12 protein-coding genes are annotated in these 15,457 nt (G+C 65.1%); 6 read left to right on the top strand and 6 right to left on the bottom strand.

Annotated elements, in window-relative coordinates; all coding sequences use genetic code 11:
- Positions 1-154: 154 nt before the first annotated feature.
- Positions 155-775, bottom strand: coding sequence for a L,D-transpeptidase (locus HNQ95_RS30965; protein ID WP_067955405.1), 621 nt, complete (start codon positions 773-775; stop codon positions 155-157).
- A gap of 296 nt (positions 776-1,071) precedes the next feature.
- Between HNQ95_RS30965 and HNQ95_RS30960 the strand changes: the two genes are divergently transcribed.
- The gene (locus HNQ95_RS30960) at positions 1,072-1,572 is read left to right on the top strand and encodes an MmcB family DNA repair protein (protein ID WP_067955407.1); all 501 of its coding nucleotides are present in this window, start codon (positions 1,072-1,074) and stop codon (positions 1,570-1,572) included.
- A gap of 71 nt (positions 1,573-1,643) precedes the next feature.
- Here HNQ95_RS30960 and HNQ95_RS30955 read toward each other — a convergent pair whose 3' ends face one another.
- The 3 genes from HNQ95_RS30955 to hrpB form a co-directional block, all read right to left on the bottom strand.
- A complete protein-coding gene (locus HNQ95_RS30955; RefSeq protein ID WP_067955409.1) occupies positions 1,644-2,204 on the bottom strand; it encodes an ActR/PrrA/RegA family redox response regulator transcription factor in 561 nt (186 codons plus the stop codon).
- A gap of 163 nt (positions 2,205-2,367) precedes the next feature.
- Complete coding sequence (locus HNQ95_RS30950) at positions 2,368-3,693, bottom strand: ActS/PrrB/RegB family redox-sensitive histidine kinase (protein ID WP_067955412.1); 1,326 nt, start codon at positions 3,691-3,693, stop codon at positions 2,368-2,370.
- Positions 3,694-3,871: 178 nt separating this feature from the next.
- Positions 3,872-6,334 (bottom strand): ATP-dependent helicase HrpB, encoded by a 2,463-nt coding sequence (gene hrpB, locus HNQ95_RS30945; protein ID WP_182576032.1) that lies wholly within the window; start codon positions 6,332-6,334, stop codon positions 3,872-3,874.
- 238 nt (positions 6,335-6,572) lie between these two features.
- Here hrpB and HNQ95_RS30940 point away from each other — a divergent pair, with 238 nt between their 5' ends.
- The gene (locus tag HNQ95_RS30940) at positions 6,573-7,292 is read left to right on the top strand and encodes a hypothetical protein (RefSeq protein WP_182576031.1); all 720 of its coding nucleotides are present in this window, start codon (positions 6,573-6,575) and stop codon (positions 7,290-7,292) included.
- 83 nt (positions 7,293-7,375) lie between these two features.
- Here HNQ95_RS30940 and HNQ95_RS30935 read toward each other — a convergent pair whose 3' ends face one another.
- On the bottom strand, positions 7,376-8,485 hold the full coding sequence (locus tag HNQ95_RS30935) for a Gfo/Idh/MocA family protein (protein ID WP_182576030.1): 1,110 nt from the start codon (positions 8,483-8,485) through the stop codon (positions 7,376-7,378).
- Positions 8,486-8,683: 198 nt separating this feature from the next.
- Here HNQ95_RS30935 and HNQ95_RS30930 point away from each other — a divergent pair, with 198 nt between their 5' ends.
- Both HNQ95_RS30930 and ilvD read left to right on the top strand, forming a co-directional pair.
- The gene (locus tag HNQ95_RS30930; RefSeq protein ID WP_182576029.1) at positions 8,684-9,562 is read left to right on the top strand and encodes a MurR/RpiR family transcriptional regulator; all 879 of its coding nucleotides are present in this window, start codon (positions 8,684-8,686) and stop codon (positions 9,560-9,562) included.
- A 141-nt stretch (positions 9,563-9,703) separates the two neighbouring features.
- Positions 9,704-11,545, top strand: coding sequence for a dihydroxy-acid dehydratase (ilvD, locus tag HNQ95_RS30925; protein WP_154385862.1), 1,842 nt, complete (start codon positions 9,704-9,706; stop codon positions 11,543-11,545).
- 86 nt (positions 11,546-11,631) lie between these two features.
- Here the strand turns inward: ilvD and HNQ95_RS30920 are convergent, their stop codons facing one another.
- A complete protein-coding gene (locus HNQ95_RS30920; protein ID WP_182576028.1) occupies positions 11,632-12,555 on the bottom strand; it encodes a MerR family transcriptional regulator in 924 nt (307 codons plus the stop codon).
- Positions 12,556-12,826: 271 nt separating this feature from the next.
- Between HNQ95_RS30920 and HNQ95_RS30915 the strand changes: the two genes are divergently transcribed.
- On the top strand, positions 12,827-14,215 hold the full coding sequence (locus HNQ95_RS30915) for a pyridoxal-phosphate dependent enzyme (protein WP_154385859.1): 1,389 nt from the start codon (positions 12,827-12,829) through the stop codon (positions 14,213-14,215).
- Positions 14,212-15,378, top strand: coding sequence for a cystathionine gamma-synthase (locus HNQ95_RS30910; RefSeq protein ID WP_154385858.1), 1,167 nt, complete (start codon positions 14,212-14,214; stop codon positions 15,376-15,378). The genes HNQ95_RS30915 and HNQ95_RS30910 overlap by 4 nt, the downstream gene beginning before the upstream one ends.
- Positions 15,379-15,457 lie beyond the last annotated feature (79 nt).

Genomic DNA, 15,457 nt, shown 5'->3' with positions numbered 1-15,457 from the left:
TTGGCATCTGCCCCCCGACATCAATCCAAAAAAGCTCAATCAACCCACAAAACAAAACCCCGCCGAAATTCGACGGGGTTTGTCAGCAGTCTGAACCGGGCCAAAGTGCCCGGTTTTTCGTTTGCGTCGTCCGTGTTGCCTGGACGGCCCGCAGTTATTTCACGATGACCTTGGCGCCGACTTCGACGCGGTTGTAGAGGTCGATGATGTCCTGGTTCATCAGTCGGATGCAGCCCGACGACATGGCCTTGCCGATGGAGCTCCATTCCGGCGTGCCGTGCAGGCGGTAACCGGAGTCGCCCCCCTTGTTGAACAGGTAGAGGGCGCGGGCGCCGAGCGCGTTCTTGGGGCCGCCGGGCATGCCGCCCGACCACTTGGCGAGCTCGGGCTGGCGCTTGATCATCGCCGGCGGCGGGGTCCACACCGGCCATTCGCGTTTGACCGCAATGCGGGCCGTGCCCTGCCACTCGAAACCCTCGCGGCCGACGCCGATGCCATAACGCACGGCCTTGCCTTCGGGCTGGACGAGGTAGAGGAACTTCTGCGCGGTATCGACAACGATGGTGCCGGGCTGCTCGTCGGTCTCGTAGCGCACGATCTGGCGATGGAACTGGCGCGGGACCTTGCTGATCGGAATCGTCGGCAGCTGGTAGCCGGCATCGACGCGACCGCCATAGTCGTTGGAGAACATGCGCGACACGCCGTCTGTCGAACAGCCGGCGAGTGCGGTGGTCAGCGCCAGGGCGGCGACAATGGCAAGAGACTTCAATCGCATCTAGGGGTTCCCAAGCAAGAGCGGATCCGGACCGATTCGGCCTCATTTTTGCCACCATTCTTAGCGGTCAGGCATTTTGCTTGCCAAGCCTTGCGTGCACCCAAAGCCCCGCGGAACCCAACGTAAGGCACAGGTTATGGCATTTCGGCAACACGCATCGCGGGAAAATCCAACAGATTCAACGACAGGCCGCAATGATGCAACCTGAAGCTACGTATGGCTGCGCGGCATCAGCCTGCCTGGAATAATCCAGCAAGTGGGTTCAAAACGTGAACAAATGATGCGATGATCGGTCCATGCCGATCATTTCGCCTCTTGCTTCCAACCCTCTCGTCGATGGTCGCCAGTCCGAGCGAGCCATGCTGGTACGCCGCGGCGTGCAGCGTCTTCTGATGCAGATGGGTGCACATGTGCTGCCGGAACTGTCGCTGGCGACGGGCAGGCGCGCCGACCTCGTGGCGCTGACGCGCCAGGGCGACATCTGGATCATCGAGATCAAGTCGTCGATCGAGGATTTTCGCGTCGACCGCAAATGGCCCGACTACCGGTTGCATTCCGACCGCTTCTTCTTCGCCACCCATCCCGAGGTACCGGCCGAGATCTTCCCCGAGGAGTGCGGCTTCATTCTCTCCGACGGTTATGGCGCCGAAATCATGCGCGACGCACCCGAGCACCGTATGGTGGCGGCGACACGCAAGGCGCTGATGCTGCGCATCGCCCGTGCCGGCGCTGCCCGCCTGCTGGCGGCGGAACTGGCCGGCGTTTCGGTGCCGGCGCTGGAGGGGGAAAGCGAGTGATAGGTGAGTAGAGAGATCGGTTTCGGGCCTTACTATTCCTTACTCCCTTACTCCCCTATTCCCTTATCTGCTTACCGCGGCGCCCGCTTGGCGAGGATTCGCTGGAGCGTGCGACGGTGCATGTTGAGACGGCGCGCGGTTTCCGAGACGTTGCGCTCGCACATCTCGTAGACGCGCTGGATGTGTTCCCAGCGGACGCGATCCGCCGACATCGGATTTTCCGGCGGTGCTGCGCGCTCTCCCGACGAGTTGGTCAGCGCGGCATAGACGTCGTCGGCATCGGCCGGCTTGGAGAGATAGTCGATGGCGCCGAGCTTCACGGCGGTGACGGCGGTGGCGATGTTGCCGTAGCCGGTGAGAATGACGGTGCGGGTGTCTTCGCGGCGCTCCTGGATGGCCGAGACGACGTCGAGGCCATTGCCATCACCCAGCCGCATGTCGACCACCGCATAGGCCGGCGGGTTGCTGCGCACCTTGGCGACGGCTTCCTCGACGCTTTCGGCGGTGTCGACTGCAAAGCCGCGGCTTTCCATGGCGCGGGCCAGGCGGGTCAGGAATGGCTTGTCGTCATCGACGAGCAGCAGGGAATGGTCTTCGCCTGGCAACCCGGATGCAATGTCCTGGGTGGTCATCGCCTTTGATCCTTTTTGTCGTTGATCCCAGTCGTTCTTATGGTTTTTCCATGCAGATATAGGTGCAAAGCGCCGATGTCCAATGCCGGCGCCATTCCCGTGACGATCAAAACCAGCTGCCGCAAGGTTTCCAGCTGTCCGGAGCACCCTTGGCAGTCCCCGTTCAGGCAGTGTCGAACATCGTCGTGCCGACCGGCAGCCGGCTCAGGAAGGCGGCGCGCGGCCAGGAGATCTCGACAACAGCGCCCTCGCCCGGGCCGCTCGAATTGGTGAAGCTGATCTCGGCGCCGGAGCGCTCAAGCAGCGTCTTGGCGATGAACAGCCCGAGCCCCAGGCCGCCGCCCGGCTCGGCGCCCTGGCGGGTCGACATATAGGGTTCGCCGATGCGGTCGATGATCTCCGGCGGGAAGCCGGGACCGTCATCCATGATAACGAAGCTGACGTCCTCGTCGTCCCAGCTCCAGCGGATGGTGACGCGGCTGCGGGCGAAATCGACGGCGTTCTCGACCAGATTGCCGAGGCCGTAGATGACGCCCGGATTGCGGTGGCCGACCGGCTCGGGACCGATGCGATCACCGGGGTCGAGCTTGATCGAAATGCCGAAATCGCGATGCGGGGCAATGACCTCCTCGACCAGCGAGGTCAAAGGCAGCCGGGCAAGATGCTCCTCGCCCTCCGACGACAGGCTGGTGAGGCGTTTCAGGATTTCGCGGCAGCGCTCGCTCTGGCTGCGCAGCAGCGTGACGTCCTCGCCGAATTTCGGATCGTTGCCGAGGGCACGCTCCATCTCCTTGGCGACGAGCGTGATCGTGGCAAGCGGCGTGCCGAGCTCATGGGCGGCGGCAGCGGCGAGGCCGTCGAGCGCCGACAGATGCTGCTCGCGCTGCAGCACCAGCTCGGTGGCGGCAAGGGCATTGGCGAGCAGTCGCGCCTCGTCGGCGACGCGGAAGGCATACATGGCGGTGAAGGCGATCGAGCAGACGACGGCGATCCAGATGCCTGCTGTGTAGATGAAGGGCATGGCCAGCACGATGCCGTCATACCAGGGCAGCGGCAGGTGGAAGAAGGCGAGCAGGCTGACCATGACGATGACCACGACCGCCAGCATGGCGGTCAACCGCAGCGGCAGCGACGTCGCCGAAATGACGACCGGCACCGTCATCAACAGCGAGAAGGGATTGGTCAGTCCGCCGGTCATGAACAGCAGCCCGGCCAGTTGCAGGCTGTCGAAGGTGAGGATGCCGAAAGCGGCGAAGGGGTTGAGCCGGTGCGCCGCCGGATAGCGGAAGGCGAGGAACAGGTTGAGCCAGGCGGAGCTGGCGATGAGCGCGAAACACAGGCTGACCGGCAGCGGAAACTCGAGCCAGTAGGCGACGACGACGACGGTAAAGCTCTGGCCGACGATGGCGAGCCAACGCAGGCGGATCAGCGTGTTGAGCCGGAGCCGGTGGCTCTGCTGGAGGTCGGGGGCGCGCATCAGTGAGTTCATGCCAGCTATATGCGCTGCAAGGCGCGCCCGCGCCAAGCCCTGGCTTGTCGTTTGAGCATGATCTTGTCCGAAAACCGGTATCCACTTTTCGGGATCATGCTCAGTTGTTTGAGCCTGATCCTGGCCGAAAACCGGCATCCGCTTTTCGCTACGCCGACCTTCGGTTCGGGATCATGTTTCAGGTACCGCGCGGCTTTGCGCGAGCGGTCGCCTGCGCCTCCAGCGGGTTGTCGGGCCAGACATGCCGGGGGTAGCGGCCGCGCATGTCGGAGCGCACATCGGCCCAGGAGCCGCGCCAGAACCCGGGCAGGTCGCGCGTGGTCTGGATCGGCCGGTGCGCCGGCGACAGCAGTTCGAGCGTCAGCGGCACCGTGCCACCGGCGATCGAGGGGTGCTTGTCCATGCCGAACAGCTCCTGCACGCGCACCGCAAGCACCGGCCATTCGCCATCGTAACGGATCGGCACATGGCTGCCGGACGGAGCGCTGAAATGCGTTGGCGCGAGCGTTCCGATCTTGCGCTGGAGGTCGTGCGGGACGAACGACAACAGGGCATCGTGGAGCACGCCGGCGCCGATGCGGGCAAAGGACGCCTCGCCGCGCAGGAAAGGCAGCAACCAATCCTCGAGGCGATCGAGCAGCGCCTCGTCGGACATATCGGGCCAGGGCTCGCCGAGACCGCGATGCAGCCAGGTCAGACGCTGGCGCAGCGTCTCCGCCTCCTTGCCCCAGTCGAGCAGCCCAAGCCCATGGGTGCGCAGGGCCTGCAGAATGGCGCCGTCGGCTTCCTCGCCCTTGGGTGCCGGCAGCATGCGTTCGGACAAGGTGACTGCGCCGATGCGGACGGTTTCGCGGACACGGACGGAACGCTTTTCCCTATCGAAACTGGCCTCTGTCTTCCGCTCCAGATGCGCGGCAAGGACGGTGCGGATGTCGACCTCGGAGACGGCAGCGGCGGACGAGATGCGGGCGTTCTGGGCCTTGCCCTGCAGGTCGGCGACGACGAGATATTGCTCGCCGGCGAGCGGATCGGCGGCGTCGACGGCTGCACCGCTGCCATTGGCCAGCACGAAGCGCCCACGCTCGCCGCGCGCTTTGGCGACACGGTCGGGCCAGGCAAGCAGCAGGAGAGCGCCAGGGGTGGGCGCATCACCTGACGGCTGCCCAGCAGCGCCTGCCTGCCGCGCCAGCCGCTCCGCCAGTTGCCGCGCCGCATTGGCGCGGGGCGAGCGCTCGTTGCGGAAGCGCTGCAGGCGGCGTTCGAGGTCTGCGCTGTCGCCGCCGAGACCGCGCTCGGTCATCAGCACGGCAAGCTGCGCCGCCTCAAGCGCCGCCCCTTGACGCGCCGCTTCGGCGACCATGTGGGCGAGACGGACCGGCAGCGCCAGCTTGCGCATCGCCTGGCCGGACGCCGTCAGCCGGCCGTCGGCGTCGATGGCTTCGAGCTCGACGAGAAGCGCCTTCGCCTCGGCCAAAGCAGGCGCCGGCGGCGGGTCGAGAAAGGCGAGCGTCGTCGGGTCGGCAACGCCAAAGGCGGCGCAATCGAGCAGGAAGCCGGAGAGGTCGGCCTCGAGAATCTCGGGCGGCGAGAAGGCAGGCAATGCTGCGGTCTGCTCGGCGCGCCACAGGCGCATGGCGACACCCGGGCTGGTGCGGCCGGCACGGCCGGCGCGCTGGTCGGCGGCGGCGCGCGAGGCGCGCACCGTCTCAAGCCGGGTCAGGCCGCTCGCCGGCTCGTATTTCGGCAGCCGCGACAGGCCGGAATCGATGACGACACGGACGCCGTCGATGGTGATCGAGGTCTCGGCGATTGCGGTCGCCAGCACCACCTTGCGGCGGCCTGCCGGCGCTGGCTTGATCGCCGCGTCCTGGGCCTTGCCGTCGAGCATGCCATAGAGCGGCACGATGTCGACATCCGCGCCGACACGGCCATCGAGGCGCTCGGCGGTGCGCTCGATCTCGCGCTGGCCAGGCAGGAAGGCAAGCACGCTGCCCGGTTCGTCGGCGAGCGCGTCACGGATCGCCTTGGCCATGGCGTCCTCGATGGCAACGCCCGCCGGGCGCTCGTCATAACGGATGTCGACAGGGAAACTGCGGCCCTGGCTTTCGATCACCTCGGCGCCGTCGAGCAGCTTCGAGACGCGGGCGCCGTCGAGCGTCGCCGACATGACGATCAGCCGGAGATCGGGTCGCAGCGCGCCCTGCACGTCGAGCGCCAGCGCGAGGCCGAAATCGCCGTCGAGCGAACGCTCGTGGAACTCGTCGAACAAGACGGCGGCGACACCCGGCAGCTCGGGATCGTCGAGGATCATGCGGGCGAGCACCCCCTCGGTGACGACGAGGATTCTCGTCTTCGCGCTGACTTTGTTTTCCATGCGCATGGCGTAGCCGACTGTGCCACCCGGCTCCTCACCGAGCAGCGAAGCCATGCGGCGGGCGGCGGCGCGGGCAGCTAGCCGCCGCGGCTCGAGCAGCACGACCTTACCATCACCACGCCAGGGCGCAGCGAGCAGCGCCAGCGGCACCAGCGTGGTCTTGCCGGCGCCGGGAGGTGCTACCAGCACGGCGCTATTGCCAGCCGCAAGTGCCTCGGCAAGGTGCGGCAGGACCGCCGTCACCGGCAGGTCGGGGAGCTTGATCATCAGTTACGTTCCGGCCTTTTGCGCCGCATGGACGGCAGGCCGGGCAATATCAGGCACGAGCGGGGCGAGGCAACATCGCAACACCCCGACAAGGTGGCGCAAGGACCTGGCCGACACTTGCGCGAAATGAAGCCGGCTCGTCACAGACGGTCGCCAAGAGTGATCGGCCCCGCCCTTGCTTCGCCGGAATGAAGCGTAGCGTGACGCTTTGGTGACGGTCTTACGACAGGAGGGGCCCGTGGCAGAATTTGCGCATCCGATACTTGCCGGCGCAACGCCGGATCCGCGGCGGAGCGGCCAGATCCGGTTTCTCGTGGTGGCGCTGGCGCTCGTCGGCGCCGTCACCACCGCTGCGGCACTTGCGGTGATCGTTGCGCCCGGCATCCGTCACCTGTTGCTCAAGGAAGACGGTATCGTCGAGACGGGGACGGTGCTCTTCCTGGCTGCCGCCGTGTTTGGCGCCGCGGCTTCGACGCTGCGACGTGGTCCCAGGGTTACGGTCGTGCTTGCCGGCCTGATCGGGTTTGCCGAGCTGCTAGACGAGACCAGCTTCGGCGCCCGCCTGTTCGGCTTCCAGCCACCGGGGCTTTATGGCGGCGGACAACTCGACGGTTTCCACGACCTCGTGATCCTTGCTTACCGCATGTTGCGCGATGTCAGCCACGGCCTCGCCTGGCTTCTGGTCGCGCTGATACTCGCGCTGTCAGCAGGGCTGGTGTTGCTCGCCTTGCGCCACATCAGGCAAGGCATGGCGGGGACAACGACATGGCTGTCGGGCCATGCGCTGCTCCTTCTGCATGGCGGCTTCATCGGGCTGGCGCAGGCGATCGACATCGCAGCCTCATCACGCGCGCTCGCCGCCGTCGAGGAAGTGCTGGAGATTAACGCCGCGATGTTGCTGGCGGCTTATGTCGTGCAGATGGGATGGCCGAACGCTCGGCGAAGTGGCGTGCGCTGAAGAAGGCCCCTCTCCGTCACGGCTTTGCCGTGACACCTCTTCCACGGTGTGGGGGCGAGGAACCCAAGTCTTGAGAGACTTGCCTACCTTACCTTCACCCACTTCTGCTCGGCAAAGGACTGCGCCATGGCGTGCACCGTGCGCTCGATCTCAAGGCCCTCGTCGAAGTCGATGACACGCGCCGGCTGACCGGCGATGCGGGCGAGCAGTTCGCGGCATTCGATGGTCTTGAGGTCGTTGAAACCGAGGCCATGGCCGGGGGCTGGGATGAACTTGCCGTAGGGCTCATGGACGGGGGCGGCGAGGATGGTGCGGTAACCTTGCTCGGTCGGGCGGTCCGAGGTGACATAAAGCTGGATTTCGTTGAAGCGCTCCTGATCGAAGACGATGGAACCCTTGGAACCGAAGATCTGGACCTGGATGCGGCCCTTGCGCCCCCAGGCGGAACGGTTGACCAGCAGCGTGCCGGGAACGCCGTTTTCGAGATGGATCAGGCTGGAGGCGATGTCATAGGTCTCGACCGCTCGGCGGCCGCCGCCGGCGACCTGGCGATCTGCATAGGGCTTGGCCATGTCGCACATGACGCGGCCGACGCGGCCGAACAGGGCTGATATCAGCGACAGCGGGTGGACGGCGAAATCGTCGAGCGCGCCGTAGCCTGACTTGGCCTCGTGTTTCCAGAAGAACGGCGCTTCGGGATCGGCCATGAAGTCCTCGTCCATCTCGACGCGGAGATGGTTGACGTCACCGATGATCTTTTCGTCGAGCAGCTGCCTGATGTGGCGGATGGCCGGGCTCTGGACGTAGTTGTAGCCGAGCACGGCCACCTTGCCCGATTTGCGGGCAGCCGCGGCCATGGCTTCAGCCTCTGCCAATGTCGGCGCCATCGGCTTTTCGCACCACAGATGCTTGCCGGCTTCGAGGATGGCGATGGCCATCTCCGGATGGAACTGGTTGGGCGTGGTCAGCGAGACGATGTCGACCTCCGGATCGGCGACGACGGCGCGCCAGTCGCCCGACGACTTTTCGAAACCGAGTTCGGAAGCGCGCTGGGCGGCGAGGTCGGCATTGGCCTCGCCGAGATGGACGAGCCTGACCTTGTCGACGTCGCCGAACACCGTGCGCACCGAATTCCACGCCAGCGCATGGCACTTGCCCATGAAGCCGGTTCCGATAAGACCTACGCCTGTCACTTCACGCTCTCCCGGTTTATAGAGCTCGCATCCCGTCGGAATGGGGCTCGGGCATTTTGCCGAAGCATGATCTTCTCCTGCTTTGAGATCATGCTTCGGCGGACTGAATAGTCGAATTTTGGCGAAAATGGAACATACAGTTCATTTTATTTGGACAGCCCGCGGTGGCACGGTTATGGTGGGATAGGCGGAGGCGGAATGGACGACATGGCGGACACGGTTTCGGAGGCACTGCCGCGCGATTTCGAGGCGCTGAGGGCATTGATCCTCGATCGCCGCGAGAGCCTGCCCAAGCGCATCGCCCAGGTGGCGGCCTATGCCCTCGACAATCCCGACGAGATCGCCTTCGGCACCGCCGCCAGCATCGCCAGTTCGGCTGGCGTGCAGCCCTCGACCTTGATCCGCTTTGCCCAGCATCTCGGCTATGACGGCTTCACCAGCCTGCAGCAGGTTTTTCGCGAGCGGCTGAGGGAGCGCACGACTTCCTATGAGGAGCGGCTGACCGTGGTGCGCGGCGATGCCGACGACGGCACCAGCAATCGTCGCATCGTCGATGGCTTCCTGGCAGCAGCCAGCAAGTCGATCGACGTGATGTCGCGCAACATCGACGACGAGACGCTGGACCGGGCAATCGATCTCCTTAACGGCGCGGAGACGATCTACATCCTGGCCCGCCGGCGCTCCTATCCTGTCGCCAGCTACATCGCCTATGCGCTGGGCAAGCTCGGCGTGCGCAGCCAGTTGATCGAATCCGCCTCTGGGCTGAGCCCGGAGATCATTTCCTTCGCCACGCCAAGGGACGCCGTCATCGCCATCAGCTTCTCGCCCTATGCCTCGGCAACCGTCGAGGAGGCGCGGGTATTGTCCGCAAACGGCGTGCCTGTCGTTGCCATCACCGACAGCGCATTCTCGCCGCTGGCGCAGTTTGCCAGCGTGTGGTTCGAGGTGGCCGAGGCCGATTTCGGCGGCTTCCGCTCGCTGGCCGCCACCATGGCGCTGGCGATGGGCTTAACGGTCGGCGTCGCCGAGCTGCGGCGCGGCCGCAAGGGCCGGAAATCGGCCAACGCCAAGGTTTGAAACCGCGCCTGCACTGCACGAAATGCATGGCAGCTGCCCGCTGTCGTCATGCCAGACGCCTGCTCAGGCGAAAAATGGTTGACGCAAGGGCGATAGTGGCTCAATCCCACTGTTAGCCATCTATTGTATGAGAGAGCCCCCATGCCTGCTTATCGTTCGCGCACCACCACCCACGGCCGCAACATGGCGGGTGCCCGTGGCCTTTGGCGCGCCACCGGCATGAAAGACACCGATTTCGGCAAGCCGATCATTGCTGTCGTAAACTCCTTCACCCAGTTCGTGCCGGGTCACGTACACCTGAAGGACCTCGGCCAGTTGGTCGCCCGCGAGATCGAGGCCGCCGGCGGCGTGGCCAAGGAGTTCAACACCATCGCCGTCGACGACGGCATCGCCATGGGCCATGACGGCATGCTCTATTCGCTGCCGAGCCGCGAGATCATCGCAGACAGCGTCGAATACATGGTCAACGCGCATTGCGCCGACGCCATGGTCTGCATCTCGAACTGCGACAAGATCACGCCCGGCATGCTGAACGCAGCAATGCGGCTCAACATCCCGGCGGTGTTCGTCTCGGGTGGCCCGATGGAGGCCGGCAAGGTCGTGCTCAACGGCAAGACCCATGCGCTCGACCTGATCGACGCCATGGTCGCCGCCGCTGACGACAAGGTCACCGACGAAGACGTCAAGGTGATCGAACGCTCCGCCTGCCCGACCTGCGGCTCCTGCTCTGGCATGTTCACCGCCAATTCGATGAACTGCCTGACCGAAGCGCTTGGCCTGTCGCTGCCCGGCAACGGCTCGACGCTGGCAACGCATGCCGACCGCAAGCGGCTGTTCGTCGAGGCCGGTCACCTGATCGTCGACCTCGCCCAGCGCTATTACGAGCAGGACGACGAGAGCGTGCTGCCGCGCTCCATCGCCTCGAAGGGGGCATTCGAAAACGCCATGGCGCTCGACATCGCCATGGGTGGCTCGACCAACACAGTGCTGCACATCCTGGCGGCGGCCCATGAAGGCGAGATCGACTTCGACCAAGACGACATCGACGCGCTGTCGCGCAAGGTTCCGGTGCTGTGCAAGGTGGCGCCCGCCAAGGCCGATGTGCACATGGAAGACGTGCATCGCGCCGGCGGCATTTTTGCCATCCTCGGCCAGCTCGACAAAGCCGGCCTGCTCAACCGCGACCTGCCGACCGTGCACACGGCGACGATCGGCGAAGCCATCGATCATTGGGACACCTCGCGGACCAAGAGCCAGGCGGTGCGCGACTTCTACCTCGCCGCCCCGGGCGGCGTACCAACGCAGACAGCATTCAGCCAGGACCGGCGCTGGGACGATCTCGACCTCGACCGCGAAAAAGGCGTCATCCGCTCGGCCGAACATGCCTTCTCCAAGGACGGCGGCCTCGCCATACTCAAGGGCAACATCGCGCGCGACGGCTGCGTGGTGAAGACAGCCGGCGTCGACGAGTCGATCCTGAAATTCTCGGGACCCGCTCGCGTGTTCGAGAGCCAGGACGCCTCGGTCAAGGCGATCCTTGGTAACGAGATCAAGGCCGGCGACGTGGTGGTGATCCTCTACGAGGGTCCGAAGGGCGGCCCCGGCATGCAGGAGATGCTCTACCCGACCAGCTACCTCAAGTCGAAGGGCCTGGGCAAAGCCTGCGCGCTGCTCACCGACGGCCGCTTCTCGGGCGGCACGTCAGGCCTGTCGATCGGCCACGTTTCGCCTGAGGCGGCAAATGGCGGGACGATCGGGCTGGTGCGCGAGGGCGACATGATCGACATCGACATCCCCAATCGCACGATCAGCCTGCGCGTCGACGAAGCGACGCTCGCCACCCGCCGCGCCGAGCAGGATGCCAGGGGCTGGAAGCCGGTGGAAGTGCGCAAGCGCAAGGTGACCAAGGCACTGAAGGCCTATGCCGCCTTTGCCACCTCGGCCGACCGCGGCGCCGTCCGCGACCTCGGCGAGTTTGAATAAGTCCTGAAAGAAAGATCAATGCAAAGGGCCCGCATCGCGGGCCCTTTGTTGTTTGGCAGCTCCCGCAAACCAGCATGGCCGCCAGGCTACAGCGCCCCGGCCATGGCGGCGTTGATCCAGCTCCATTCCTCGCTGATCGTGTCGGGCTGGCGGTCGCCCCTGAGGATGCGCAGCAGTTCGTAATAGCGCGCCGACCGCGAATGGTACATGCGGTACTGGTTGTCGTGCCAGTCGAGGAAGGCCTTGTCGGGTGTCCTGTTCATCGCCTTGGCGGAACTGGCCAGCCAGTCTCGGGCGATCGCCTTGCCGGTTTCGGACCCTGGTGTCTCGCCCTTGTCGATGGCTTGGCGGACGCGGGCGAAGATGGCAGTGGAAGCCTCGGCATAGGCCGCGGGATCGAACGCGCCGTCCCACATCGACGACATGCTGTTGCGCAGCTCCATGGCGTATTCCTTGTCCGAAACGAAGGCCATGATCTCGGTCCAGGCGTCGACCTGCTCGGGCGTGGGGTCGTCGGGCAGGTCGGGTGTCGAAGCGTCGATCATCTGCCTCTTCCATTCCGGCGAGACATTGGCTTCGGAGGCCACGTCTTCGAAGAAGCGCTCGATGGCGGCGCGAAATTCAGTCTGGGAGAGCTTTGTCACGGTCCATATTCTCCTGAGGTCGTCTGTTGTCGGGTCGGGAACCCGGATGGCCGCCCTGAGGGCGGCGGCGACACGGCGCTTGGACTTGATTTCCGCCTCGAGCGCCTGGAGCCTGAGCTCCAGCACGGCCGAGATGGCGAGGCGGTTGGACAGGATCTTGCCGATGTCGGCAAGACTCACGCCGGCATCGCGCAGGGCAAGGATGAGCCCGAGCCGTTCGAGATCGACGCCCGAATACATGCGGTAGCCGCTCTCCGCCCTGACCGTCGGAGGCAAAAGCCCCCTGTCCGAGTAGAAACGGAGCTTGCGAACGGTGATGCCGCTCAGCCTGGAAAGCTCACCGATGGTGTAGATCCTGTCGTCCATGACAGCCCTTCTAGGTGCTCCACCAAGTGGAGAGTCAACAACAGCCGGAAAGAGAAATGTATTGCCCGCAAACGGAACCAAAGCTGGCGCGTGAGAATTTCCTTCTCAAGCTTTCGCACGAAACGAAAAGCCCTGCCTTTGTTCGTTTGGGGCAGCACCGGTAAATGCGGCCAGGATGGCCAAACGGCCGCAACACGCTTCCGGGCGGCTGGTGTCCGCCCGCCCGACATGGGATATTCCGATGAACCTGCCTGCCGAGGGAGACGCCGCCATGAGCCGCTTGAACCCGCCCTTCAGGTCCGTGCTCGATTTGATCGGCGAAACGCCCGTCGTCGAATTGACGCGTTTCGACACCGGCCTGTGCCGGCTGTTCATCAAGCTCGAAAGCCAGAACCCCGGCGGTTCGATCAAGGACCGCATCGCACTTTCGATGATTGCCGCGGCCGAGCGCGAGGGCAAGCTCAAGCGCGGTGGCACCATTGTCGAGGCGACCGCTGGCAATACCGGGCTCGGACTGGCGCAAGTGGGTATCCCCAAGGGCTACCGCATCATCCTCGTCGTGCCCGACAAGATGAGCCGCGAGAAGATCCAGCACCTGCGCGCGCTCGGCGCCGAGGTCAGGCTGACGCGCTCCGACGTCGGCAAGGGCCATCCCGAATATTACCAGGACATGGCGGAAAAGATCGCCGCCGAGATCCCTGGTTCGTTCTATGTCAACCAGTTCGCCAATCCGGCCAACCCGCTTGCACATGAGACGACGACCGGCCCCGAGATCTGGGAACAGCTGGAAGGCGATGTCGATGCGGTGGTGGTGGGTGTCGGCTCGGGCGGCACTCTGACCGGGCTCGGGCGGTTCTTCGCCAAAGTGTCGCCCAAGACCGAGATGGTGCTGGCCGATCCGCTGGGCTCGGTGCTGGCGCCGCTGGTCAAGACCGGCAAGATGGAAGAGGCAGGCAGCTGGACCGTCGAAGGCATCGGCGAGGACTTCGTGCCGCCGAACTGCGACCTGTCGCTGGTCAGACGCGCCTACACGGTCAACGACAAGGCAAGCATGCTGGCGGTGCGCGACCTGCTTGCCAAGGAAGGCATCCTGGCCGGCTCGTCGTCGGGCACGCTGCTTTCGGCGGCCCTGCGCTACTGCCGCGAGCAGAAGACGCCAAAGCGCGTGGTGACCTTCGTCTGCGACAGCGGCAACAAGTATCTATCCAAGGTGTTCGACGACTTCTGGCTGGCCGAACAGGGGCTGGACGAGCGCGAACATCATGGCGATCTCAGCGACCTGGTGGCGCGCTCGCATCGCGAGGGCGGCACGGTGTTCGTCGGACCTGGCGACAGCCTGCTGACGGCCTATGGCCGGATGCGGCGTGGGGACGTGTCGCAGCTACCGGTGCTGGAAGACGGCAAGCTCGTCGGTATCGTCGACGAGAGCGACATACTGGCTGTTGTCGAAGGACCCTATGACAGCCGCTGGAACCGCTTCAACGCACCCGTCTCGACGGCGATGGCAAAGGACCTGCACACGCTGCAGGCGAACCAGACGCTCGATGCGCTGCTGCCGATCTTCGACCGCAACGAAGTGGCGATCATCTTCGACGGCGAGGAATTTGTCGGGCTGATCACTCGGGTCGACCTCATCAACCATCTCAGGCGAGCAAAATGACGACGCAGAAGAACCGGCTGGCATTTTCGACGCGCACAATCCACGGCGGCCAGAGCCACGACCCGACGACGGGCGCCGTCATGGTGCCGATCTACGCCACCTCGACCTATGGCCAGCAGAGCCCGGGCGTGCACAAGGGTTTTGAGTACGCCCGCAGCCAGAACCCGACACGCTTTGCCTTCGAGCGGGCGATTGCCGACCTCGAAAGCGGCTCCGCCGGCTTCGCCTTCGCCTCCGGGCTGGCGGCGATCGGCACTGTGTTCGAGCTGCTCGACGCCGGCGCGCATATCGTTGCCACCGACGACATCTATGGCGGCACGTTCCGGCTGCTCGAGCGGGTGCGCAAGCGTACCGCCGGGCTGCAGGTGAGCTTCGTCGACTTCACCGACCTCGCCGCCGTCGAGGCGGCGATCCGGCCGGAGACCAGGATGCTGTGGGTCGAGACCCCGACCAACCCGCTGCTGCGTGTCGTCGATCTCGAAGGGGTCGCCGCAATCGCCAAGCGCAAGGGCGTGCTTTCGGTCGCCGACAACACCTTCTGCAGCCCTTACCTCCAACGCCCTCTGGAGCTCGGCATCGATATCGTCGTGCATTCGACGACAAAGTATCTCAACGGCCATTCCGACATGGTCGGCGGCTGCGTGGTGGTGGGCGACAACAAGGAACTGCGCGACCAGCTGAAGTTCCTGCAGAACGCCATCGGCGCGATCTCCGGACCATTCGACAGCTTCCTGGCGCTGCGCGGCATCAAGACCCTGGCATTGCGCATGGAGCGGCATTCGCAGAACGGCGCCCAGATCGCGCGCTGGCTGGAAGCGCGCAAGGATGTGCGCCGGGTGATCTATCCCGGCCTCGACAGCCATCCGCAGCATGCCATCGCCAAGGCGCAGATGCATCATTTCGGCGGCATGATATCGGTCGACCTCGACCGTGACCTCGCCGGCACCAAGCGCTTCCTCGAACGCACGCAGCTGTTCACGCTGGCAGAAAGCCTCGGTGGCGTCGAAAGCCTGATCGAGCACCCGGCGCTGATGACGCACGGCTCGATCCCGGCCGAGAAGCGCGCCGCGATCGGCATCTCGGATTCGCTGGTGCGGCTGTCGGCGGGCATCGAGGATGGCGATGACCTGATCGCCGACCTGGAGCAGGCGCTGGCGGGGTGAACCGCCAAATCCTGCCCGAGACGGCGAGATGTCGTGGCGGCACGCTGGTCTCCCACCCCCTTGTGGGGAGGGGTAATTC

Source organism: Aminobacter ciceronei, assembly GCF_014138625.1.
In the GTDB taxonomy this organism is placed as follows: Bacteria; Pseudomonadota; Alphaproteobacteria; order Rhizobiales; family Rhizobiaceae; genus Aminobacter; species Aminobacter ciceronei.
The sequence above is the reverse complement of the archived record's forward strand: the minus strand, read 5'-3'. Positions and strand labels throughout refer to the sequence as shown.

Coding starts and splice junctions, on each gene's coding strand:
- HNQ95_RS30965 (WP_067955405.1), bottom strand. CDS start 775: ATGCGATTGAAGTCTCTTGCCATTGTCGCCGCCCTGGCGCTGACCACC.
- HNQ95_RS30960 (WP_067955407.1), top strand. CDS start 1,072: ATGCCGATCATTTCGCCTCTTGCTTCCAACCCTCTCGTCGATGGTCGC.
- HNQ95_RS30955 (WP_067955409.1), bottom strand. CDS start 2,204: ATGACCACCCAGGACATTGCATCCGGGTTGCCAGGCGAAGACCATTCC.
- HNQ95_RS30950 (WP_067955412.1), bottom strand. CDS start 3,693: ATGAACTCACTGATGCGCGCCCCCGACCTCCAGCAGAGCCACCGGCTC.
- hrpB (WP_182576032.1), bottom strand. CDS start 6,334: ATGATCAAGCTCCCCGACCTGCCGGTGACGGCGGTCCTGCCGCACCTT.
- HNQ95_RS30930 (WP_182576029.1), top strand. CDS start 8,684: ATGGACGACATGGCGGACACGGTTTCGGAGGCACTGCCGCGCGATTTC.
- ilvD (WP_154385862.1), top strand. CDS start 9,704: ATGCCTGCTTATCGTTCGCGCACCACCACCCACGGCCGCAACATGGCG.
- HNQ95_RS30920 (WP_182576028.1), bottom strand. CDS start 12,555: ATGGACGACAGGATCTACACCATCGGTGAGCTTTCCAGGCTGAGCGGC.
- HNQ95_RS30915 (WP_154385859.1), top strand. CDS start 12,827: ATGAGCCGCTTGAACCCGCCCTTCAGGTCCGTGCTCGATTTGATCGGC.
- HNQ95_RS30910 (WP_154385858.1), top strand. CDS start 14,212: ATGACGACGCAGAAGAACCGGCTGGCATTTTCGACGCGCACAATCCAC.